A 25,193-nucleotide genomic window follows, 5' to 3' on the forward strand; every position below is an offset into this window, starting at 1 on the left:
TTATGAATTAAAAGGATAAGTTTTTACTTTTGCTGTTTGCAATATTCGGATCGAAAAATCAACGGGAAGCATTTTGACATGGAAGAATCATTTAATGGTGAGCAAAGCGGCTATCGCCGGATCGAAAGATTTGACAGTAAAAATACCGAGAAAATAAGTGGGCATTACCGGGAAATAATCAGTTTATTAGGAGAGGATATGTCGCGCGAAGGTCTGGAAAAGACTCCGCTGCGAGTTGCTAAAGCAATGCAATATCTATTGCAAGGATATGAGCAGGATCCTGAAGCAATGTTGCGTTCGGCTATGTTTAAAGAAGATTATCGCCAGATGGTTATTGTGAAAGATATTGAGATTTACTCGATGTGTGAACATCATATGTTGCCATTTATCGGTAAGGCGCATGTTGGATACATACCCAATGGATACATTACCGGACTGAGCAAAATTGCCCGGGTTGTTGATGCTTTCTCCCGTCGTTTGCAGGTGCAGGAGCGACTCACCCTTCAGATAAAAGAATGCATACAGGAAACCCTAAATCCGCTTGGGGTTGCTGTCGTTATAGAGGCTCAGCATTTGTGCATGCAGATGCGGGGAGTACAAAAGCAACATTCGATAACAACAACTTCTGATTTTACCGGTGCTTTTGAACGGGTTGCCACTCGCGAGGAGTTTATCAAATTGATTAGTTCCCGACTTTCGTAAATTCAGCGCAACATCCTGTTTCTTTCTGCATACACTGAGTGTTTGTCATGGACTAAATAAAATAAAATTGAGAACAAATTTCTCTTATCAGCATTAATTGTTCTTTTCCATTCTGGATAGAAGGTTTTAAATAAGTGGCTTTTAGAGAGTGGCGAATCGGAGGAATATTCAGGAGGGCAGTTTGCAGGTCAAAACGATGGACATAAAAAAACGCCCCAAAATGAGGCGTTTCTATATGGTTTGGTAATTGCTTGCTTCTATTTGATTTATTTGATTGGTACTTGTCGTTTAAATTCCATTTCTAGCGAGATGAATGTCTCTGTCCGGGCGATACCCTCAATGTCCTGCATTTCTTCATCAATAATTCGTTTCAGATCATTGTTGGTTTTTGTTTGAATTTTTACAAAAATAGCATACGACCCCGTTGTGTAGTGGCACTCTACAATTTCCGGGATTTTACTTAACGCTTCTACTACCGAAGCATGGAATTTTGCTTTCTCAAGGAATAATCCCATGTATGCACAGGTGTTGTAACCCAATTTTGATGGATTAACAATGAATTCACTACCGGAAACAACCCCTAAATTTAGAAGCCTTTGTACGCGCTGATGAATAGCAGCTCCGGAGACACCACATTCCCGGGCAACTTCCAAAAATGGAATACGGGCATTCTTAGTAATAAGCCGCAGAATTTTTTCATCTAATTCATCTATTTGTGGTAGCGGATTTGTATTTTCTTTATTCATTCTGATTGTATTTTTCAACTTTGAAATTAAAAGTTAAAGATATAAAAAACCAATAAATTATAAATAATCGGGTAACTTTTTAAGTCTTTAGTAATAATTTATAAGCAGATACTTGTAATGTATGAGTAATAAGTTGGTTCAAATTTAGGTCGGCAAAAGTATATTATTTTTTTCATATTCTAATTGATACTTTCTTATGCAATATCATTTTCGGACTCATTTACTCGCTATTTTTTTGAAGTGCCGTTGGGTTGACTGATGTAGTCTGATATGTCGTAACCACTTGGATTTTGAAAAACACGGAGTCCGAATTCGGGTAGTATCGCTAAAATGTGATCCATGATATCAGCCTGAATAGCTTCGTACTTAGCCCAATTCTGATCCTTGCTGAAAACATAAAACTCCAGTGGTAATCCTTTTTCTGATGGTTGTAAATGACGAACAAGGAAGGTCAGCTCCTGATGAATCATCGGATGTTGCCGAAGATAGTTTTCAAGGTAACGTCGGAAAATTCCAAGGTTGGTTTGCCTGCGTCCATTGTATACGTCACCATCTTCTATTTTAAGATTTTTATTGAACGCTTTGATCTCTTTTTCTCGCTCTTCCAGGTAATCTTTCAGTAAATAAAAATGACTTAATTTTTCGAGTGTCGCTTTATCGCAAAAACGGACACTGCGCATATCCAGGTTTACTGATCGTTTAATTCGGCGACCCCCCGATTCCTCCATGCCAATCCAGTTATTGAACGATTCGGACACTAATGCATAGGTCGGAATGGTTGTAATCGTTTTATCCCAGTTCTGGACTTTTACTGTATTTAAGCTGATGTCAATTACCGTTCCGTCAGCATTGTGGCTTGGCATGGCAATCCAGTCGCCGGGTTTCAGCATTTTGTTGGCCGACAGCTGAATACTAGCTACAAGGCTTAGGATTGTATCCTTGAAAACTAACAGCAATACGGCCGCGATGGCTCCCAATCCACCAAGCAGGTAGAGGGGGGTTTTGTCAATAAGTACTGAAATGACAAAGATGATTGCGATACAAAAGATCAATATCTGAAACAGCTGGATATATCCTTTGATTGGACGGTTGATAGCATATGGAGTAGTTTGGTAGATGTCGTTGCCAGCATTACCAATTCGTATTGTGAAGAAGGTAAAGATTCCGATAAAGTAAATTCGTGAAAAACCATAAAGTAGCTTGTTAACTAATTCACTATCAGAAAAACCAGAAGCGTAATAGATAATGAGTGCAGATGAAAGATGAGCCAAAGCACTAAATACTTTTCGCTGAACCAGAAAATCATCCCACTGGGTTTTTGTTTTTTGAACAAACTGGTGAACAATCTTAGCTAGTGCTATTCTGGTTATCCACTGAGCAAGGTACGAAACCAACGCCAAAACAAGGAGGCATGCAAAAATTGAAATGTGATTCGCACTGTTCTCAGGGACACTTAAGTCTGATAAAATTGTTCTAAAAAGATCTAGTAAGTAGTTCATCTGACGAATATCAATTTATTCTAATTAATTTGTTCCTAATTTAGACGCTAAAATTAATGATTTTGTTATGATTAGGAAATGGATGCTTATCAGCTTGTTGATTGTTTTTACATCCGGGGTTTTATTGGCGAAACCTCAGTTTTCGGACTATTTTATAAACAAGACCTTGCGTATTGATTACTTATTGACCGGAACGGCTGATACGGCTGAAGTTATTCTGGAACAGTTAAAGAAGGAGCCTAATTATGGCGGTTCGCATTTTAATTTAATTGACGAATTTGATTTTGGAACTTATCGGTATCAGCTTTTCGACAAAGAGTCGAACGAGTTAATTTTTTCAAAAGGATTCTGTCCCATTTTTCAAGAGTGGCAAACCACAGATGAGGCAAAAAAACAAAAGCGTAGTTTTTACCAGGTGGCTATTTTACCATTTCCTAAAAAAACGTGCTCTTTTGTTGTCGAAGAGCGAAACTGGGAAGGAGAATTTGTAAGCGTTTATTCGACTGATATAGATCCCGAAAACTATTTTATTTTGAATGAAAATCCGAGAAATCTGAAGTCTGAAAAAATTATCGATAGCGGGAAGCCCGAAAAAAAGGTTGATCTGGTTATTTTGTCGGAAGGTTATACTTCAGAAGAAATGGATAAATTTGAGGCCGATGCCAGGCGAATGACCGATGCTTTGTTTTCTGCTGCTCCGTTTAGTAAGCATAAAGACGATTTTAATGTTTATGCTGTTGAGGTTTCGTCTGATGAATCTGGAACTGATGTGCCAGGCGAACACATTTATAAGAATACAGCTTTCAACTCCAATTTTTACACCTTTGATACACCGCGCTACCTGACTTCACAAGATATGCTTGCAATTCACGATGCCGCAGCTGTAGTCCCATATGATCATATTTACGTGTTGGTAAATACCGATAGATATGGAGGTGGTGGATTTTACAACTATCTGTCACTGACTTCAGTTGACGATAGTTTATCCGAAATTGTATTTATTCATGAATTCGGACATGGCTTTGCCGGATTAGCTGACGAGTATTATACTTCAGATGTAGCTTATGCTGATTATTATAATTTGGAGCTAGAACCTTGGGAGCCGAATATTACGACTTTGGTTGATTTTCAATCAAAATGGACGGATTTGATTCAAGAAGGCACGCCACAACCAACTCCTAGGAATAGTGCCAATAGCAAACTAGTGGGTGTTTTTGAAGGTGGTGGCTATCTGGCAAAGGGAATTTATAGCCCCATGATGGACTGTCGTATGAAAACCAATGAAGCCAAAGGGTTTTGCCCGGTTTGCCAACAATCGATCGAAAAAGTAATTGAATGGCACTGCCAATAATAAGTATAAGAGGATAATATTGAGAACAGAATTTTTAGCGTTCTGCTGTATTGATTCGAACAGGTTTTAGTCGTTTTTGGATTGATCGTAATTCCGCTGAGTTACCAGTAGAGAAGAAAAAGGCTTAAAAGCGCGTATATTAATAATTCATGCGCTTTCTTATTTTGCCGAACTTCTTGTTATTCCAAGTTTCCTCAGAATGAAGAAAATGCTCACCTTTTCAGATTTTAACGATGTCGATCTGTACAACCGATCATATAAAGATGTAATTTTGCAATTGAATGAGCTTATTTCAATTTAATAAAGCTAAAATGGAACATTATGGCAAAATCACATGACGCTAAAAAAACTGCAAAAAAGGAGCCACTGAAAACTCCAAAAGAAAAGAAGGCAGAAAAGAGAGAGAAAAAGGCAAAACGATAGGTCGTTTTGAGTAAGAATAACTCGATGAATGAGGATTAACATGAAATGTTAGTCCTCATTTTTGTTAAGGTGAAAGGAACCAGAAACCTGACTCCTTTCACCTTAGTTGACATTCTAAAAACCAAAAGTGTTAAATGTCTCTTTAATCCGATTGATGGCCTCCATCATTTGAGTTTCGTTAATGATTAATGGCGGGGTAAACCGGATAATATGTTCGTGGGTTGGTTTGGCCAATAATCCATTTTCTTTCATCGCTAAACACATATCCCAGGCTGTTTTGCCTTCCATTGGCTTTATGGCGATGGCGTTGAGTAGTCCTTTCCCTCTTACTACTTCAATCATTTCCGAATCAACCGCTTGCATCTCACTTCGAAAAAGTCGTCCCATTTTTTCAGCGTTTTCGGCTAGCTTTTCATCCTGAATAACATCCAGTGCTGCCATGGCTACTTTCCCCGCAATCGGGTTACCTCCGTAGGTTGATCCATGTTCGCCGGGTTTGATGGTGAGCATAATCTCGTCATCAGCCAGCACGCAGGACACCGGAAACATACCCCCGGAGATGGCTTTCCCGAGTATCAGGATATCGGGTCGAACATTCTCATGATCGCAGGCCAGCATTCGGCCTGTTCTGGCCAAGCCGGTTTGTACTTCGTCGGCAACAAATAAAACATTGTGTTTTTTACATAAATCAGCTGCTTTTTTCAGGAAACCATCTTCAGGAACATAAACGCCCGCTTCAGCCTGAATAGGTTCAACTAAAAATCCGGCAACATTCCGATCTTGCAAAGCCTGTTCAAGTGCATCGGTGTTGTTGTAGGGGATGTTGATAAAGCCGGGAGTGTACGGTCCGTAATCACTATAAGCATCGGGATCCGAAGACATGGAGATAATGGTGATTGTTCGCCCGTGGAAATTCCCGTTACATACTACAATTTTAGCTTCGCTTTTTGGGACTCCTTTCACTTTATAGGCCCACTTTCGAATAAGTTTCAGTGCGGTTTCATCGGCTTCGGCTCCGGAATTCATCGGCAGCATTTTGTCGTAACCAAAAAGCTTGCACATGTATTCTTCCCATTCGCCTAATACATCGTTGTAAAAAGCCCGTGAGGTTAAAGCTAGTTTTTGTGCTTGTTGGGTGAGTGCTTCAACAATTTTGGGGTGGCAATGTCCTTGGTTAACTGCTGAGTAAGCGGCCAGGAAATCCAGATATCGGTTGCCGTCAACATCCCAAACATAGATGCCTTCGCCGCGTTCCAGCACTGCAGGTAGTGGATGATAATTGTGGGCTCCATAACGTGCTTCACGATCAATGAAGGATTGAGTAGAACGAGTTTCCATAATCGTAGTAATTAATGGGTTATTTTTCATAACAGAATTACGGATTATCTCTTGTATTTCAAAGAAATTTAGGCTGTTAAATAAAATCTTATGGGGTGATAAAACTATTTTTTAGTTACACATTTTTTTTCATGTGAAGTTTCAACTTTCAATTTTTAACATTCTATATTCTTTTATCTTATATTTGCAGCTAAACCGGACTAATCTGACGTTCGTTATGAAGTTTAAACTGATTCTATTATTTCTGTTTTTTATAGGAGGAGGGATTGTCAGTGGGTATTCTGTTAGTACAGATTCTCTGAAAACAATTATTGCAGCGGGTGAAAAAAATAGGGTAGATGCATTGCTTGATTTTAGTGACCAATACCTTGATTCCATTATCTATTATGACTTTGTGGTTACTTGTCTGAATGAAGCTTTGGACAGTGCCGAATCAGCTGGAAATGATTCACTACAAGTAAAAATCTACAATTACCTTGGGTTGGCTGATTTCAATATTGGAAACTATGAAAATAGTACGGACTATTTTTACAAGGCACTAAATATTCTGGATCACAAACCGAACGTAAGACAAAAGTCTATAGTTTATAATAACCTGGGGATGATTTTTGATGAGCTGGAAGATTTCGAGCGCGCTCTTGAATTTTACCGTGAATCATATTTTATAGACAGTTTAGCGAATAACAAAGAGGGATTGGTTTTTTCATATATCAATTTGGGAATTAGTTATCAGAATCTCAAACAATACGAGCGGTCAAGAGAATATAATAATCTGGCTTTTGAGCTAGCCAAAGAGTTGAATGACAGCCTTTCGATGGTGAATGTTGTTAATAATCTGGGAACGCTTGAATACGATCTTGAAAACTACGATGAAAGCTTAAGTTTTTATCTACAAGCGCTGGAATTGTATGAGGAATCCGGAGATCGGGCAGGGGTTGCGATTGCAAAAAACAATATTGGTTTGATTTATCTGGATCTTAAAGATTACCCGAAATCGGTGGAAAATTTTAAAACTGCATTAAAAATAGCATCCGAATTGAACATGTATGATTTCACTGGTGATATTTACGGCAACCTTTCTATTTATTACGAAGAGATTGGGGATTACAAAAATGCTTTTGAGTATTACGATCAATACAATACGGTGTATGATAGTTTGATAGGAGAGAAACAAGAACTTAAAATCCGAAAGCTGGAAACTCAATACCAATTTGAAAAAAAGCAGCGTGAAATATTGGAGCTTCAAAAGAAAAATGAACAGCAGGAAAAACTTTTGGTAAACTCCAGAAGTATTCAGAACTATTTGTATTTAATTATTTTGCTGGTTGTTATTTTTCTGTCCATCTTGTTTTTCCTGTTGCGAAAAGAACGAGCACTGGCCCGCGAGCTGCACGATAAAACTCAGGAGTTGAAAAAACTAAACTTGTCAAAAGACCGTTTTTTCTCCATTATAGCTCACGACCTGCGAAATCCGTTTAATGCTTTAATTAGTTTTACCAGCCTGTTGCGCGAACAATTTGATTCCTTTAGCCGAGATGATCTCAAACGGATTATTATCGACTTAAATAATGCAACCGAGCAAGGATTCTCATTATTGGAGAACCTGCTACACTGGACTCGGTCGCAGACCAATATGATCAAAGTATACAATACCAATTTTAAACTGAAGGAAGTCGTTGATAGTATTTTAAATTTGGCAGCCCCAAATCTATTGAAGAAATCTCTGGTTGTTGAAGTTGATATGGATGACGAATTGAAGATTTATGGCGATAAAGATATGATTGCAACAGTCATTCGTAACTTAGTTTTTAATGCGATCAAGTTTTCTTATCCTGAAACTACTATTCGTATAGAGGGTAAACAGATTGGTGGAAATATCCAGTTTTCAGTGTCCGATCAAGGGGTTGGGATGACAGAGGAAGTTCAGCGCAATATTTTTGATAGTCAGAACTATTCAACGTCGGCAGGAACTTCGGGTGAAACTGGTAGTGGTTTAGGATTGATGATATGTCGTGAATTTATCGAAAAGAACAAGGGAGTTATTTGGGTTGAAAGCGAGGAAGGAAAAGGAGCAATATTTCGGTTTTCAATTCCAGTTGTTAAAGGCAAGCCTTAAGTTAGTTACTATCTTTTATCGGCAGTTTGTAGCTTTAAAGTTGAAACTTCTTGAAGATGACTTCTTCAAAGTTTCCATATCTTTTCGCTCGTTTTTATTTTACATGATGCGAAGTAAGTAGTGTGAATAATTTAGTGTCATGTTTCGAGTCTTTAACAATTTGTGATAGAAGCGAAACCGAAAATATTAAATAGGTCCGTGAGCTTACAACCAATGAAATGGTTATATTTGAGCAAAGCCATAACTAAAACTTACTCCTTGAAAAAACTCGAACTTCATAGCGAGATTGAACTGGTAAAGAGATTGATAAATCAAGACCATTTTGCCTTTGAAGTCCTTTTTTATAAATACAAAAACAAAGTTAAAGGTTTTGTACTCAAGTTTGCCCCCTCTCAAATTGATGCAGACGACATCGTTCAAAAAGTGTTTATTAAGGTTTGGCTTCAAAAAGAAAAGTTGTCTATTGACAAGTCATTTTCTGCATTCTTGTATACGATCGCCAAAAATGAAATCATTGATCAACTGAAGTCTTCTGTAAATCGCCGTATTTATTTTATGGGCAACAACCTGATTGCCGACCTGAATATTAGGGAGCAGTCTGATAATACAGATGAACAATTGGGATTAGAGAGAAAAATAAGTGAGTTGATTCATCAATTGCCGGAACGCCGGAAGGAGATTTTCGAACTGAGTAGATTCGGAGGCTTGACCTACAGACAGATCGCAGAAAAGCTGGAAATCTCAGAAAATACAGTAGACACCCAAATTCGTAAGGCGTTGAAATTTTTGAGAGAAGAGTTAAAGATAGTTCGCAATAACATTCTGCTGATAATTTTCTAATCAAATAATTCTTTGAAGATCAGTTTCCGGATTTCATCTTTTCTTTCCTGAAAATCGGGGAAGCTGTCAGTCTTCCGACTGACGGAGGCGTGAAATAGGGAACATCCGATTTTAGGCTGTTGGGTTGAAATAGAGTTGGCGCGCTACTTCGTTGTAGAACCACGAGGATAGTCAGCTTTAAGAATTTTCTTTATTTTTTTTGATTTGGCTTCACGGAAACAGAGTTTGCTTTCGTATTGAATACAAACTATCGAATCTATGAGCGATCAAACCTTGTCTCTGTTAAAAAGATTTATCCAAGACGATTTCCTTTCAACACAGGAATTGAAGGTGCTTAAAAGGGTGTTGGAAGATCCCCGAAATAGTCAGGTGATTGATATTTGGATGCATGACTACTGGGATCTTGCAGATGAAGTTGAGTCCAATACTTCATTTTCTGATATAATTGGCCAGGTTAACCAAGCGTATCAAACACGGAATCAGAAAATTTTCTGGGATCGGAAATGGGTTAAACAACTACAAAAAATAGCCGCAATCCTTATTCTACCTCTTGTTTTAGTATCAGCCTACCTCGTTCTATCGCGAGTAGATTCTAATCTTCAATATGCAGAGGCCATCGTGCCAAATGGTCAAAAATCAGAAATTGTATTGCCCGATAACACGCATATCTGGTTGAACTCTGGAACGCGATTAAAATATCCAGTGAAGTTTGGAAGTGGCAAAAGAGAAGTTTTTCTGGATGGGGAGGCTTATTTTGAGGTTGCCCATAATGCCAATGCTCCCTTTATCGTAAATGCTAAAAACGTGGCTGTTAAGGTGCTGGGTACAACGTTTAATGTAAAGGCCTATTATGATGAAAGTCAGGTTGAAACGGCGCTTTTATCCGGGAAAATCAAATTGTTGATAGATAATCGTGATGAGATTGATGTCCATCCGGGAGAACTTGTCAATATTTCCGGTAGCCAAAAGTCGGTGTCAAAATCAGGGTTTAATTCTGAAGAAATTGTTGGGTGGAAGAATAACCGATTGGTTTTCAGAGATGATACATTTAGTAATCTCGTTAAGAAAATTGAACGCTGGTACGATGTCGAAATTATTTATGATGAAAAACTGTATGACCATAAAAGACTGACGGTTGAATTACGAGAAGGAGAAAGCATTGATCGGTTAATGCAGATTATCGAAAAGACAATGAATATAAACTATCACATAAACAAACAAAAAATATATATCAAACCGAAAATGAAAAGCTAAGCTATTTTAAAAAGTAAGCGGGTAGTTCTGCGCCAACATACACTACCCGCCATCTTTACGTGTAAACCTTAAGTTTAACGAAAAACTAAACAAATTTATGAAAAAATGTAAAACCAATGGGTTTGGGGATCGATTTCTCCATTACTCAAAGTTCTTAAGAGTTATGAAACTATTATTGATCCTGATTTTTTCCGGACTTATGACTTTTGCCTCTCAGTCATATTCACAAGTGAGTACTGTCACGATGAATATGTCTCAGGCTACAATTCTGGATGTTTTTAATGCAATTGAAAACCAAACGGATTATCAAATTGCATACAACAGCAACAACCTGGATATTCTTGAAAAGATTGATCTTAATGTTGAAAATAAGACCGTAGAAGAAATTCTAGATCTTATTTTGAAGCCTTCAAGTTTAAAGTATGAATTCATTAGTCATTACATTGTTATTACAGATCAAAATCTGACTAATCCAAATGCAACCGGGCAAGAGCTGCTAACAGTGTCTGGTAGAGTTACGAGTCTTTCGGGTGAGCCAATCCCCGGGGTGACCGTTACAATTGCAGGAACTATGAATGGAACGATTTCGGATATCGATGGTCGTTATTCTATTTCAGAGGTGCCGTCAGCTGGAACATTAACCTATTCATTTGTCGGAATGCGAACCACTCAAATTCCTGTTGATGGACGGAAATCAATCGATGTTAGCCTTGAGGAGGAAACCATCGGTTTGGAAGAAGTTGTTGCTATTGGTTATGGTACCGTAAAAAAGAGAGAATTAACCGGTTCTGTTGCTTCAGTGAAAGCAGATGATTTTAATCAAATTGCTTCCTCTGATGCGATGCAGTTAATTCAGGGTAAAGTAGCCGGATTGAGTATCACCCGCACAAATGGTGGCGACCCAACTAGCGGTTTTGAAATTCGCTTGCGTGGGTCTTCAAGTATTAGTGCAGATCAGGAACCTTTGGTTGTTGTTGATGGTATTCCGGGGGGGGATTTGAACGCTATTGCTCCAGAGGATATTGCATCAATGGATATTTTGAAAGATGGATCGGCAGCGGCAATTTATGGTACGCGCGGAACGAATGGAGTTATTTTGATTACGACCAAAAGAGGGAAGCAAGGAAATGTTCAAGTCGAGTATTCATCCAGATTTACAACTCAGTCTATATTAAAACAAGTTGAAGTTTTGAATGGAGATGAATATCGTGAAATGAAAACCAGGCTACAGTCATCTCATCCCGAAGTTGCGAGTGGCATGATTGATCATGGTTATGATACGGATTGGTTTGATGAAATTACTCGCTCTCCTTTCAGTCACGTTCAGCATTTATCGATGAGTGGTGGAGCGGATAAAACGACTTACCGCTTGTCATTATATTACACAGATCAGGAAGGTGTGATGCTGAATTCAGAAATGGAAGAATATCGTGCCAATATGAATTTACGGCAAATGGCGTTAAATGATAAGTTGCAATTAACCGTTCAACTTGGTTTGTCAGATCGTACTTCAAATCCTGTAAACTACGATGCGTTCCGTCAGGCGATCAAACGGAATCCCACAGAGCCTGTTTACAATGATGACGGTAGTTTATTCGAGATAGCCGGATGGCAATATGAAAATCCGGTTGGTCAATTAACTGAAAGAACTCGCGAAGATGGTTCTTCAACTTTATTTGCGAATCTGGGAGCTGAGCTTTATCTGACAGATTGGTTGAAAGCTGGTGTTGTTGGCGGAATTCAAAAGTATCGTTCGTTAAATGGTTATTATGAACCCAGTTATGCATTTACGCAGGAGACTGCAGGAACTTCGGGTACGGCAAGTCGAGAGGCGATTGCAAGGGATACCAAAACCTTAGAAACCACAGTCGACTTTAACTGGTCCTTTGATGAGCATACAATTAGTGCAACTGCTGGTTATTCGTTTCAGTCGTTTGTTGATGAAGGATTTGATGCAGAAAACACAAATTTTATCTCGGATGATCTATTGTATAACAACTTGGGGTCTGGAACCAAACTAAAGGATGGTAGTGCTGATATGGGCTCCTACAAATCAGAAAACAAGTTGGTTGGTTTCTTCGCTCGCGCAGCCTATAATTACAAAGGAAAATATTTCTTATCGGGCAGTGTTCGTCGTGAGGGCTCTTCTAAGTTTGGAGTCAACAATAAGTGGGGTACGTTTCCCGCAATATCCGGAGCTTGGGATTTAACTCAAGAAGGTTTTTTGGATGATTCGAACTTTGACTTATTGAAGATTCGTGCCGGATACGGAGTCACAGGTAATCAGGGGATTGATCCTTATTTGTCGCTGTCCAGAATGGCTGAAGCTGGTTATTTCTTCTATAATGGAGAGTTTATTCCGGGCTATGGGCCTGACAGTAACCCAAATCCGAATCTGAAATGGGAAACCAAGCATGAATATAACTTCGGTATTGACTGGTCTGTAAATCAAGGACGAGTGGGTGGTACGGTTGATTATTATGTGCGCGACACCAAGGATCTTTTACACTTGTACGATGTGCCGGTTCCTCCAAACTTGTATGAAGAGACCATGGCCAATGTTGGTTCAATGCGTAATTCTGGATTAGAATTTACAATCAGTGCGATTCCTGTTCAAAGTAGAAATTTTCAATGGAATGTAGATTTCAATTTCGATTACCGAAAAAATAAATTGTTGTCTCTTTCTAACCAGTATTATTCTTTGGAATACCGAAATGTAGGTGAGATTGGCTCTCCGGGAGTTTCTGCATGGACACACCGTTATTATGAAGGTGGTTCAATTGGTAATATCCATGGATTCGTTTATCAGGGGTTAACAGACGATGGTAAATGGATTTTTAAAGATACGGATGGTGTTGATGGTATTACGGTTGAAGACCGGACAGACATTGGAAATGGAATTCCGGATTTCTACGCCGGGTTAACCAATACGTTCCGCTACAAAAGTTGGGATATGTCCTTGATGTTCCGCGGTATGTTTGGGCACCAAATCATCAATCACAAACGGATTTTCTACGAAAATCCAATCATGCTTCCTTTAAATATTATGAAATCAGCAATGGATTCTGAAATTTGGGATACGCAAAACTTCTCTGATTTCTACCTTGAGAATGGTGATTTTGTGAAATTGGATAACTTGACTATCGGATACAATATTCCATTGCAAAGTTCAAAATGGTTAAAATCAGGACGAATATTCTTCACAGGAACAAACTTGTTGGTGATAACCGGGTACAAAGGAATTGACCCTGAAGGTTCAATCGGAGGATTGGAACCGGGAGTAGATTCCAGAGGTGACTATCCAAGTACAAGAACTTATACCATTGGTTTTAACCTTAAATTTTAAAACACACGAATCATGAAAAAATTAATCATATTATTTGCACTATTTGGACTGTGGTCGTGTACAAATCTTGACGAAGAGGTGTACGATACCATTGTTACCGATAAATTTTATCAGACCGATAAGCAGGTTCTGGCGGCAGCTGGTCCCGCGTATAACGAACTCCGCAGATTTGTACAAGTTTATGGAACATGGGGGGTTAATAGTCTCTGTACCGATGAAGCGGTGCTGCCTACAAGAGGTATCCATTGGGACAATGGCGGTATGTACCGAAGAATGGCATTGCATACCTGGACTTCGGAAATGGATCTTTTCAATTCGGCCTGGAGGTCTGTATATAATACTGCTTCAAATTGTAACCGGATTCTATATCAATTTGATTTAATTGAAAACAAAAGTGATGCTTTGATCAGTATTATGGATGAATTACGTGCCATTCGGGCGTTCGCTTATTTTATGGGTTTGGATCAATTTGGAAATATTCCTATTGTTGATCAATTTGATGTCCCTGAGGGCTATGCGCCTGCGAACAATACACGACAAGAAGTTTTTGATTTTGTTAAATCCGATTTGGAGAACAGTCTGGATGTGTTAAGTAAAAAAACAGACATGACTTCATATGGGCGTATGCATTATTATGCAGCTCAGGCTATTTTGGCAAAATTGTACTTGAATGCCGAAATATATACAGGTACTCCTATGCTTGATGAATGTATTTCGGCCTGCGATGCCATTATCAGTTCAGGTAATTATTCGTTGGCTTCCGAGTATTTTTCAAATTTTGCTATTGAGAATCAAGGCTCTCCTGAAAACATTTTTGTGATTCCGTTTGATGATGTTTATACAACAAGTTGGGATTATATGAATCAATTTCAATATTGGACTCTTCATTTTAACTCCAATAAGACATTTAATATGGAAGCTGGAGGCTGGAACGGTTTCTGTGCTATGCCCTCTTTTTATAGGTCTTATGATGAGACCGATGTTAGAAGAAATGCTTGGTTAGTTGGTCCACAGTATGCGTTAACAGGAGAACAATTGGTTTGCAATCAAGAGTTGGCTGGTAAGCCATTATCTTTTAGTATTGATTTAACCTCGTTAGAAGGTTCATTTGAGGACGAAGGTGCGCGTTTAGCCAAGTATGATTATACCGGAGCTAAGAACTATACCGTATCCTGCGACTATGCCGTAATACGTTATGCTGATGTTCTTTTGATGAAAGCAGAAGCGTTGATGCGTAAAAATGGCGGTAATGCTACTGCTGAAGCTGTTGAGCTGGTAAATGCGGTAAGAAGCCGTGCTTTTGACGATCCTTCTGGTAAGCTTTATACAACGGCCACATTAACTATGGACGCTTTATTAGCTGAACGCGGATGGGAATTTGCGGGAGAAGGATGGAGACGAAATGATCAGGTTCGGTTTGATAAATTCACCAAAGGGAGATGGACCTTCAAGGATAGTGATGATCCTGACACCAGAAATATATTTCCAATTCCACAATCACAGATGAATGCCAATCCGAACCTAACCCAAAATGCGGGTTACTAGTTGGTAATATTTATGCAAAAATAGAGGCTCAAGGATTATTGAGCCTCTATTTTTTAATCTTATAATTAACCTAACTAAGATCCATATGCCTGATCAATTTAATCGTCGTGATTTTATCAAGAAATCTGCAATGGCTTCTGCAATGGCAGGAATTGGAATGAATGGTTTCGCATCAACTGCTACTCCTTTTGTTTCTGAAAATGTTTCTGAAAATATTCAAAAAACTGGTGTGCAACGGTTACCAGTTAGCCAGTTAAAGAAATGGACCGAACAGGAATATGGTATGTTTATCCATTTCGGAATGAGTACTTTTTCTGGTGAGGAGTTGGGCTCAGGGAAAGATCCTTGCTCACTCTATAATCCTAACGAACTGGATGTCGACCAATGGGTGAAGGTTGCCAGAGATGCTGGTATGAAATACATTGTTTTGACTGCCAAACACGTATCGGGTCATTGTCTTTGGCCTAGCAAATATACTGACTATCATGTTGGAAATTCCGGAAATAAAACGGATGTGATGGAAGCTTTTATTTCCGCTTGCCAGAAATATGATATCAAACCTGGTTTTTATTATTGTTCGTGGGATAATCATCATTTGTTCGGGTCGGCAACGCCATCCAATGTTCCATGGGAAAGTAAGTTTACAACTTCAGAATATTGTGAGTTTCAATTCAATCAGGTTGAGGAATTGATGACTAACTATGGCCCGTTTGCCGAGGTGTGGATTGATATCCCTGGAATGCTCAGTTATGAAAACCGGGTTAAACAATATGAGCTAATTACACAACTGCAACCTGATACGTTCGTGATGATGAATGGTGGAGTAGGGAAAGGGCATCAAATCAAAACCGACTATTCCTGGCCAACTGATTTGGTGTCCATGGAGCGGGGTTTGCCGCCTTCGCGTGACGGCTATAACCCCTGGTATGTGGTGAAGGATTATTTGGGAAACGATCAGGATTATTATATCCCCGGAGAAGTTTGCGATACAATTTGTTATACCTGGTTTTGGAAGGAAAATAATCAGATTCGCTCGGCAGACGAAATCTTGGGAATGCGATTGATTGCTAAAGAAAGAGGATCAAATTTTTTATTGAATGTTCCTCCTGATCAAACAGGTCAGATTCCTCAAAAGATGGTGGATGTGTTAGTTCGTGCTAAAATGAAATATGATAAAATCGTAGAAACTTTTTAATTTTAATCCGCTTTTTTAATGTACAAAATGAGTCTGACCTCAACAATAAATTTATGAATCCTCAAAACTTTACTCGACGAAGATTTCTGCAAACAGCGGGTATTGCCGGCGCAATGACTGGCTTTACTGCTTCAGATACTTTTGCCAACAGGACAAATGAAATTCCAGAAACAGAAAAAGACCTGACCTTTTTATTTCAGGGAGATTCTATTACCGATGGCAATCGGGGACGCAATAACGATCCCAACCATATCATGGGTCATGGCTATGCTTTTTCTATTGCAAGTCGGATTGGTGCCGATTTCCCTCAGGCGGGCTTTTCATTTTATAACCGAGGAATTAGCGGCAATAAAGTCCCTGATTTGGAGAAGCGTTGGCAGGAAGATACGCTGAATCTCAAGCCCGATGTGCTCAGTCTTTTAGTCGGAATTAATGACGTTGCTGCAGTTGTTGAAAAAAATCCTAGTGCCAAGGATTTAAGCGAATTTGAGGAGGGCTATCGAAAATTATTGACTATGTCAAAACAAGCCAATCCCGATATTCTTTTTGTACTGGGTATTCCGTTTGTTTTTCCTGTTGGTGCCCGAAAGGAAAATTGGGAGTGGTGGAAGAGCGAAACATTGGCACGCACTGAAATTGTTAGAAAAATTGCCAATGATTTTGATGCTATAATTGTTGATTTCGCTCAGGTATTTGAGCAGGCAGCAGATTTAGCCCCGATCGACTACTGGATTTGGGATGGCATTCATCCAACTGTTTTTGGGCACGAGCTAATGGCCCGGGAGTGGATAAAACAAGTCAGTTCGAGCTTAACTTTTATGAAAAACTACTCCTATTTTTAGCCCATAATTTGGGCTTGAAATAGGCTCGAAGGTGAGCCAAAAGTGTTCCTTGAGATACTTTCGGAATCTATTTGTTTGAAGGATAGAGTTTTAGTGTTTTAGGATGAAGTTGGAGATTGGACTTCATGACTTAATGGCGTTATAACGTTTTCAAATATCTGGTAATTTTTGTAATATTAAAGTCCATTAAAACAGTAATATAGAAAGTGTAAACGTTATCATTAATCGATTAAAAGTTAGGAGATTATCTGAAATGAATATCACGGCTGTGTGGCATGCTTTTCAACCGGAAATTCTCTTTTTATGATTTTAAGTATTTGGATGATGTTTCAAAGAGTAATTTATTTCACTTTAAATCATAAAAAAAATAGAGCTGTTTTAATGATAGGTTCACTTGAAAAACGAGATTGATAATAAAAACAAACCAATGAAACGCCTAATTTTTATTTTGCTCATATTTAGCATTTTTTATAGTTGCAGTAAAGAGCATGCCAAACTTAAAGTAGCAGCTATTCTTTGCAATAAGGTGGAGCATCCGACTGGGATTGAGGCAAAATATCCAGTACTCAGTTGGGTGGTTGAATCACAACTGAGCGGGGCAGGTCAGTTTGCTTATCAGATTTTGGTTGCAGATAGTCGCGAGCAACTTGCTAATAATGCTGGAAATTTATGGGATTCGGGCAAGCTACAGTCCGATCAATCTATAAACGTTTCTTACGCTGGAGAGCAGCTCGAGTCAGCAAAAAAATACTATTGGAAGGTCAAGGTTTGGGATAATCATGGCAACGAATCCGATTGGAGTGAGATCGCTAGTTGGCAAATGGGTTTGCTATCCGATTCTGATTGGGAAAATGCTCAATGGATTGGCTTTGAAGAGATGGACTCATCAAAACGTGTGGTTGAAGGAGTAACAGGTTATGGAAATCTTTCGAAAAATAAAGTGGAAGAAAGGGCTGTTGTTCCTTTATTTCGTAAGGAGTTTGACCTGACGAATGAAATAGAATCAGCTACTTTATTTATTTCAGGATTGGGACAATACGAAGCTTCAATTAATGGAGATAAAGTAGGCAACGATTTTCTGACACCTGGTTGGACTCATTATGATGAGACGGTACTTTACAATACTTACGATGTTAGTTCGCAGCTTAATCAGGGAGAAAATGCTATCGGTGTGATTGTTGGCAATGGCTTTTTATATAACAATCGCGAGCGTTACCGAAAATTGGTTATCGCTTATGGTTTCCCAAAGATGATCTGTGAGTTGTTGATCAACTATAAAAATGGAGAAACACAAACGATTGTTTCGGACAAAAGCTGGATGACCAAGCCGTCGGCAATTACTTTTTCGAGTATTTATGGTGGCGAAGATTACGATGCCCGCTTGGCAGAAAATGGTTGGAATCTGGCAGGTTTTGATGCCGAAGACTGGAAGCCGGTGCAGTTAGTGAAAGCGCCATCAGGCAAATTGACTGCTGATAATAATCATCCGATTCGGGTAATGGAGACCTTTGATCCGGTTGCTGTTAATCAACTAAACGATAGTGTTTGGATTTACGATTTCGGGCAAAATGTATCCGGTATTGTTTCGTTAAAAATAAAAGGAGAGAAAGGCCAACAAGTGCAGCTTCGGCCGGGTGAAGTTTTAAAGGAAGATGGCTTTATTGATCAGCGAGGTTCCGGTTCGCCGTATTTTTATACATATACACTGAATGGTGGCGAAGCAGAAAGCTGGCAGCCGCGTTTCACCTATTATGGCTTCCGCTATGTGCAGGTTACCGGGGCATCACCTGAAAACGATGAAAAAGAAACCGGTAATTTGCCTGAGATTATAAAATTGAAATCTTTGCATACCCGCAACTCAATGCCCCAAACCGGACAATTTGAATGTTCCAACGAGTTGATGAATCAAACTTTCGACTTGATAAATTGGGCCATTAAAAGCAATTCACAAAGCGTTTCGACCGACTGCCCTACACGCGAAAAGCTTGGCTGGATCGAGCAGACTTACCTGATGGGAGAGAGCGTACATTTCAATTTCAATATTTATCATTTGTATAAGAGCTTAATTCGAAATATGAAGGATGCACAGACCGAAGCTGGTCTGGTCCCCAATATTGTTCCCGAATATATTAATTTCGATTATTACGATACCGATTTTAGCGATTCTCCAAGCTGGGGTGTTGCTTCTGTTGTTGTTCCATGGAAGATTTACAAGTGGTATGCTGATCCGTCGGTTATGGAAGATGCCTGGCCAATGATGGCAGATTATATGAGCTATCTGGAGAGCAAGTCATCTGATTATACCTTGTCGCACGGATTAGGTGACTGGTATGATATTGGATCAAATCCTCCGGGGTTTGCGCAGCTAACGCCAGTTCCGTTGGTGGCTACGGCGACTTATTTTTATGCGGCGAGGCAAATGGCTCAAATGGCCGAAGTACTCAATAAAAACGAAGAAGTGGAAAAGTATCATTCGCTGGCTGAAAATATTAAAGAAGCTTTCAATCAGAAGTTTTACACAACTGAAACGAAGCTTTATTCGACAGGAAGTCAAACAGCCATGGCCATGCCTTTAAGTTTGGGAATGGTACCTGCAGGAGATGAGCAACAGGTTTTACAAAACCTGATCGATTCAATTCATTCGAATAATAACGAGATTACTGCGGGAGATATTGGTTTTCATTATTTAGTAGATGCTTTAACCAAATATGGAGCTTCGGAATTGCTTTTTGAGATGAATAACCGCGATGATGTTCCCGGATATGGCTACCAGTTGAAAAAGGGAGCAACAGCTCTGACTGAATCATGGATGGCTCTGCCTTCAAAATCGATGAACCACTTGATGCTGGGGCATCTTATGGAATGGTTTTACAAAGGGCTGGGCGGAATTCGTCAGAATGATCAATCGGTGGGCTATAAGCACGTTGTGATTCATCCTGAGATCGTTGAAGATATTGATTTTGTGAAAGCTTCGTATGAGTCTCCCTACGGAACAATTCAAAGCAATTGGGAGAAAAAAGCCGATCAGTTTATCTTGAATGTTGAAATTCCTTTCAACACAACCGCGAAAATTTACCTACCATTTAGTGGAGAAGTAAAAGTGAAGAATGGAAGTGATGTTTCTGGAAGCGACCGAACCTATAAGTATTTGGGAGAAGAGGGGAATCGAATGGTTTACGAAATCGGTTCCGGCGTTTATAAGTTTACGGTTCAGCATGGCAAATAGGACTTTTAAAGTAAAACGGATATACAAGAACAGAAGAATGAAAAAAGAATTAGTCATTATAATTTTAGCAGGTCTCTTTTGGGGAGCTTGCTCTTCGACGAAAAAGGAGTTGCCTAAAACCGTTTCCGAAGAGAGAATGCAGGCGGTTTACGAGGAAGTGAAAACACCTTTTAAATACGGATTGGTATTGGTACCTGATAGCAATTCGTACAAAATGGATTGCCCGACTATTTTCAGAAAAAATAACCAGTGGGTAATGACCTACATTGTTTTTGATGGCCGTGGCTATGAAACCCATTTGGCTAATAGCGACGATTTGATTCATTGGAAAGAGCAAGGTAAAATCATGCAATTTTCTGATACGACCGATTGGGATGTTAACCAAAAAGCCGGTTATCCTTCATTAATCGACTATGAGTGGGGTGGTGATTATTCCATCAATTCATATGATGGTAAATATTGGATGAGTTATTTTGGTGGAAATTCTACCGGCTACGAAAAAGGCATACTCTCAATCGGGATGGCTTATACGGATCAGGATCCTGCCACTTTGCACGATTGGCAACGTTTAGACAAGCCGGTAATGATGCCAACCGATTCTGCTGCTCATTGGTACGACAATAGCACCATTTATAAAAGTTTTGTGATTGAAGATAAAGGAAAGCTTACCGGGCATCCTTTTGTGATGTATTACAATGCCCGCGGCGATAGTGTTAATCCTGCCCGCGGAGCTGAACGCATTAGTATGGCTGTTTCGGACGATATGGTAAACTGGAAACGCTTTAGTGAGGAGCCAATTTTGAATCACCACAAAGGAATCACCGGAGATGCGGTGATTCAGAAAATTGACGACATTTACGTGTTGTTTTATTTCAGAGCTTATTGGCCCGACGGAAAAACGGTTGTTTATAACAGTTTTGCCTGTTCGTACGATTTAATGAATTGGACGGAATGGAAAGGCCCTCATTTGATTGAACCATCAGAAGAATACGACAATCTGTTTGCACACAAAGCCTACGTTATTAAGCATGATGGGATTGTCTACCACTTTTACAATGCGGTGGATAAATTGGGAAACCGCGGGATTGCATTAGCCACTTCAAAAGATATTGGTAAAAGTGAAATGATATTTAACTCAGCCGAAGAATCGGAGATCAAATAAATAACAATTAACGATGACTAACCATTTTAAAACAACCATAAAACTTATCGCATGCTTGGCCATTAGTATTGGACTTTTTTCATGCTCTGATAACTTGGCCGAATCGCGTCAAAATTTTGATAAAGATTGGAAGTTTCAATTAGGCGATGATTCGCTGGCTTTTCAATCTGATTATAATGACCAGGATTGGCGGGCATTGAATTTACCACACGATTGGAGCATTGAAGGCGAGTTCAGCAAAGATAATCCTGCAAACCCGGAAGGTGGAGCTTTACCAACAGGCATTGCCTGGTATCGCAAAACATTCAAGCTTGATCCGGAGTCAAAAGCTGAAAATTACTACATCGATTTCGATGGGGTGATGCGCAATAGCGAAGTGTGGATCAATGGGCATTATCTTGGCAAGCGGCCTTTCGGATACATTTCTTTTCGATATGATTTAACGCCTTATTTAAATGCGAAAGGCGAAGAAAACGTACTTGCTGTAAAAGTTGATAATTCGGCTCAGCCAGCATCGCGCTGGTACACCGGGTCGGGTATTTACCGGCATGTGTGGCTTGTTCCCGAGCAAGCAGTGCATATCGCTCATTGGGGAACCTTTGTTACAACGCCGGAAATCAATACGGAATCGGCACAAGTTAAGCTTGATCTTAAAGTTCGAAATACAACCAGTTCAGCTCAGCCCATTCGGGTGAAAACTACGATTTTCGATGCTGAAGGAGTTGAGCTTGTAAAATCTACCAGCCAGATAGAAGCCATTGATTCCATTTCCGCACTGTCTCAAATAGTTGAAGTTCCCAATCCAAAACTTTGGTCGGTTGATTCGCCAACTCGTTACCATGCAATTACTGAAATTTACTGGCAGGACGAGCTGGTTGATCGTTATGAAACACCATTTGGAATTCGCTCGTTTGAATTTACGCCCGACAAAGGGTCCTTTTTGAACGGTGAGCATCTTAAAATTTATGGCGTGAATCAACACCACGATTTAGGAGCTTTGGGAGCGGCTGCAAATACTCGTGCGATGGAGCGTCAGCTTGAGATTTTGAAGGAAATGGGTTGCAATGCCATTCGAATGGCGCATAATCCACCGGCACCTGAATTATTGGATCTGTGCGATGAAATGGGTTTTCTGGTAATTAATGAGTCATTTGATGAATGGAAGAAAACCAAGGCAAAGAAAGGGTACCATCTTTACTGGGATGAGTGGCATGTTCGTGATTTGCAAGACATGGTTCTTCGTGATCGCAACCACCCGTCGATTATCGCCTGGAGCATTGGAAACGAAATTCCTGAGCAGTTTGATACAACCGGAATCACCATTACTCGAGAGCTGGCTGCTATCGTGAAAGAATTGGATACAACCCGGCCGGTGACCAGTGCTTTGACCGAGAATGACCCGGAGAAAAATAACATTTACAAATCAGGTGCTTTAGATCTTTTGAGCTTTAATTACAAGCATAAAGATTACCTGGATTTTCCTGAAAAATATCCGGGCGAATGCATGCTGGCGTCAGAAAATATGTCGGCACTTTCCACCCGTGGACATTACGATATGCCATCGGACAGCGTGCGAGTTTGGCCGCCAGCCTATAACCAGCCATTTGATGGGAACGACGACTACACCGCCTCTTCGTACGATAATGCCATTGCTTATTGGGGAGCAACTCATGAAGATACCTGGGCTGTGATTAAAAACAACGAGTTCATTCCAGGTATGTTTATCTGGTCGGGATTCGACTATATTGGTGAGCCATTGCCGTACCCTTATCCTGCACGAAGCAGCTATTTGGGGATTATTGATTTATGTGGTTTCCCCAAGGATGTTTATTACATGTACCAAAGCGAATGGACCGATAAAACCATGCTTCACCTTTTTCCACACTGGAATTGGGAAGAAGGTCAGTTGGTCGACCTGTGGGCGTATTACAATAATGCCGATGAAGTGGAGCTGTTTGTCAATGGCGTATCCCAGGGGCGAAAATCCAAACCGAAAGATCAATTTCATGTGATGTGGCGTGTTCCTTTTTCTCCCGGTAGAATTAAAGCCGTGAGTTATAAAGAAGGTGAAGAGGTGATGGAAAAGGAAATTCAGACTGCGGGAAAACCTAGTCAAATTGAACTGACTGCTGATCGGAATACAATTTCGGCAGATGGTAGCGACTTATCATTTATCACGGTAAAAGTGCTGGATGAAAATGGCAATTTGGTTCCTGATGCTGATAACCTGATCAATTTTGAAATAAATGGAAATGGGTTTAATGCCGGAGTTGATAATGGTTACCAGGCAAGCTTGGAACCGTTCAAAGCGAACTATCGGAAAGCTTTTAATGGCATGTGTTTGCTGATTGTGCAAGCAACGGAAGATGCCGGTGAAATAGCTGTTTCTGCTTCGGGTGAAGGACTGGGAATGACCAATATCGAGATTAAAACGACTAATTAGAAAATTACTTATCAAGATGACGAAAATTAAAGACTATCAATTATTCTCAGCGAAGGCGCAGCTGGAGAAGCCTATTTCAGATGCAACGCATAGGCTAACCGAAATTTCATTCATTGTTCTTCGAATTCAAACTGAAAGTGGAATAGTTGGAGAGTCATATCTTTTAAGTTTTCAATACAGTCCGAAAGCCATTGTAGGCGCACTTCAAGATGTTGCTCAATTAGTTGTTGGAGAAGATGTTTTCAATACGGTTAAGGTTTTCGAAAAGATCAATCAGGCCAATGAGTATTTTGGTTTGGAAGGTGTTAATCGTTGGGCGCAGGCAGCATACAATATGGCAATGTGGGATGCGTGGTGTAAAAAACTGGGTCAGCCCATTTGGAAAGTGCTGGGGACGTCAAGAACTGAAGTACCGATTTATGGAAGTGGCGGTTGGCTTTCTTACACGATTGATGAATTGATTGATGAAGTAACTGATTATAAAAATCGTGGGTTCAAAGCGGTGAAAATTAAAGTTGGAAGCGCTAACTGGCGACAGGATTTAGAGCGACTTCGGCTAGTGAGGGAAGCTGTTGGAAATGAGATTGATATCATGATGGATGCCAATCAGGGGATGGATGTTGCTTCGGCTTTATCACTGGCAAAAGCTACACAGAAATTGCAAATTACTTGGTTTGAAGAACCGATCAGCCACACCGATTTTCAAGGTTTTCAATTGCTGAGGAATCAGGCGGGTATTTCATTGGCCATGGGAGAGCGTGAGTATTCATCACTTCCACTCAGGGAATTGCTTGTTCGTAATGCAATCGACATTTGGCAGCCGGATATCCTGCGGCTCGGCGGCGTGGAATCTTGGCGCGACAGCGCCGCCTTGGCTGGAAGCTTTAACGTTCCGGTATTGCCGCATTATTACAAAGATTACGATATTCCCCTGTTGTGCACCATACCAAACGGTGCAGGAGCTGAGTCATTTGACTGGATCGACCCATTAATTGATAACCCATTGGTTATCGAGAATGGCATGGCTCGACCTCATGATCGTCCGGGGTGGGGATTTTCTTTTAAAGATGAATGTTTGACTGAAATTGACTGAAATAGATAAAATACAGGAGTTATTCTCAATGGACAAGATTTTTAGTTGATGATGATACTCTTGCTTTTGGTT

16 protein-coding genes are annotated in these 25,193 nt (G+C 39.9%); 13 read left to right on the plus strand and 3 right to left on the minus strand.

From position 1 onward, the window contains the following. Nucleotides 1–78 precede the first annotated feature (78 nt). A complete protein-coding gene (gene folE / locus ACTB00_RS01990; protein WP_463298276.1) occupies nucleotides 79–702 on the plus strand; it encodes a GTP cyclohydrolase I FolE in 624 nt (207 codons plus the stop codon). 266 nt (nucleotides 703–968) lie between these two features. Here the strand turns inward: folE and ACTB00_RS01995 are convergent, their stop codons facing one another. Both ACTB00_RS01995 and ACTB00_RS02000 read right to left on the minus strand, forming a co-directional pair. Then, nucleotides 969–1,448: an Lrp/AsnC family transcriptional regulator gene (locus ACTB00_RS01995; protein ID WP_321285553.1), complete on the minus strand. Its 480-nt coding sequence runs from the start codon at nucleotides 1,446–1,448 to the stop codon at nucleotides 969–971. Nucleotides 1,449–1,675: 227 nt separating this feature from the next. Beyond that, a complete protein-coding gene (locus tag ACTB00_RS02000; RefSeq protein ID WP_463298277.1) occupies nucleotides 1,676–2,947 on the minus strand; it encodes a mechanosensitive ion channel family protein in 1,272 nt (423 codons plus the stop codon). Nucleotides 2,948–3,014: 67 nt separating this feature from the next. On the opposite strand from ACTB00_RS02000, the gene ACTB00_RS02005 reads away from it, so the two are divergent. Beyond that, nucleotides 3,015–4,298, plus strand: coding sequence for a M64 family metallopeptidase (locus tag ACTB00_RS02005; protein ID WP_463298278.1), 1,284 nt, complete (start codon nucleotides 3,015–3,017; stop codon nucleotides 4,296–4,298). A gap of 537 nt (nucleotides 4,299–4,835) precedes the next feature. On the opposite strand, the gene rocD is transcribed toward ACTB00_RS02005, so the two are convergent. Further along, complete coding sequence (gene rocD / locus ACTB00_RS02010; RefSeq protein WP_463298279.1) at nucleotides 4,836–6,059, minus strand: ornithine--oxo-acid transaminase; 1,224 nt, start codon at nucleotides 6,057–6,059, stop codon at nucleotides 4,836–4,838. A 217-nt stretch (nucleotides 6,060–6,276) separates the two neighbouring features. On the opposite strand from rocD, the gene ACTB00_RS02015 reads away from it, so the two are divergent. From ACTB00_RS02015 to ACTB00_RS02065, 11 genes are all read left to right on the plus strand, one after another. Beyond that, a complete protein-coding gene (locus ACTB00_RS02015) occupies nucleotides 6,277–8,175 on the plus strand; it encodes an ATP-binding protein (RefSeq protein ID WP_463298280.1) in 1,899 nt (632 codons plus the stop codon). A gap of 258 nt (nucleotides 8,176–8,433) precedes the next feature. Continuing rightward, a complete protein-coding gene (locus tag ACTB00_RS02020) occupies nucleotides 8,434–9,015 on the plus strand; it encodes an RNA polymerase sigma factor (protein ID WP_463298281.1) in 582 nt (193 codons plus the stop codon). A 258-nt stretch (nucleotides 9,016–9,273) separates the two neighbouring features. Further along, nucleotides 9,274–10,269: a FecR family protein gene (locus tag ACTB00_RS02025; RefSeq protein ID WP_463298282.1), complete on the plus strand. Its 996-nt coding sequence runs from the start codon at nucleotides 9,274–9,276 to the stop codon at nucleotides 10,267–10,269. Nucleotides 10,270–10,432: 163 nt separating this feature from the next. Beyond that, entirely contained in the window at nucleotides 10,433–13,615 is a 3,183-nt protein-coding gene (locus ACTB00_RS02030) for a TonB-dependent receptor (RefSeq protein ID WP_463298283.1), read from the plus strand. Between the two features lie 12 nt (nucleotides 13,616–13,627). After that, a complete protein-coding gene (locus ACTB00_RS02035) occupies nucleotides 13,628–15,160 on the plus strand; it encodes a RagB/SusD family nutrient uptake outer membrane protein (protein WP_463298284.1) in 1,533 nt (510 codons plus the stop codon). A gap of 85 nt (nucleotides 15,161–15,245) precedes the next feature. Further along, nucleotides 15,246–16,355: an alpha-L-fucosidase gene (locus ACTB00_RS02040; RefSeq protein ID WP_463298285.1), complete on the plus strand. Its 1,110-nt coding sequence runs from the start codon at nucleotides 15,246–15,248 to the stop codon at nucleotides 16,353–16,355. A 53-nt stretch (nucleotides 16,356–16,408) separates the two neighbouring features. After that, nucleotides 16,409–17,197: an SGNH/GDSL hydrolase family protein gene (locus ACTB00_RS02045; RefSeq protein WP_463298286.1), complete on the plus strand. Its 789-nt coding sequence runs from the start codon at nucleotides 16,409–16,411 to the stop codon at nucleotides 17,195–17,197. A gap of 427 nt (nucleotides 17,198–17,624) precedes the next feature. Then, entirely contained in the window at nucleotides 17,625–20,423 is a 2,799-nt protein-coding gene (locus ACTB00_RS02050) for a family 78 glycoside hydrolase catalytic domain (protein ID WP_463298287.1), read from the plus strand. A 37-nt stretch (nucleotides 20,424–20,460) separates the two neighbouring features. After that, nucleotides 20,461–21,585 (plus strand): glycoside hydrolase family protein, encoded by a 1,125-nt coding sequence (locus ACTB00_RS02055; protein ID WP_463298288.1) that lies wholly within the window; start codon nucleotides 20,461–20,463, stop codon nucleotides 21,583–21,585. A gap of 13 nt (nucleotides 21,586–21,598) precedes the next feature. Next, a complete protein-coding gene (gene galB, locus ACTB00_RS02060) occupies nucleotides 21,599–24,028 on the plus strand; it encodes a beta-galactosidase GalB (RefSeq protein WP_463298289.1) in 2,430 nt (809 codons plus the stop codon). Nucleotides 24,029–24,044: 16 nt separating this feature from the next. Continuing rightward, nucleotides 24,045–25,121, plus strand: a complete 1,077-nt coding sequence (locus ACTB00_RS02065) for a mandelate racemase/muconate lactonizing enzyme family protein (protein ID WP_463298290.1) — start codon at nucleotides 24,045–24,047, stop codon at nucleotides 25,119–25,121. Nucleotides 25,122–25,193 lie beyond the last annotated feature (72 nt).

The sequence above is a fragment of the Sunxiuqinia sp. genome, assembly GCF_055140945.1.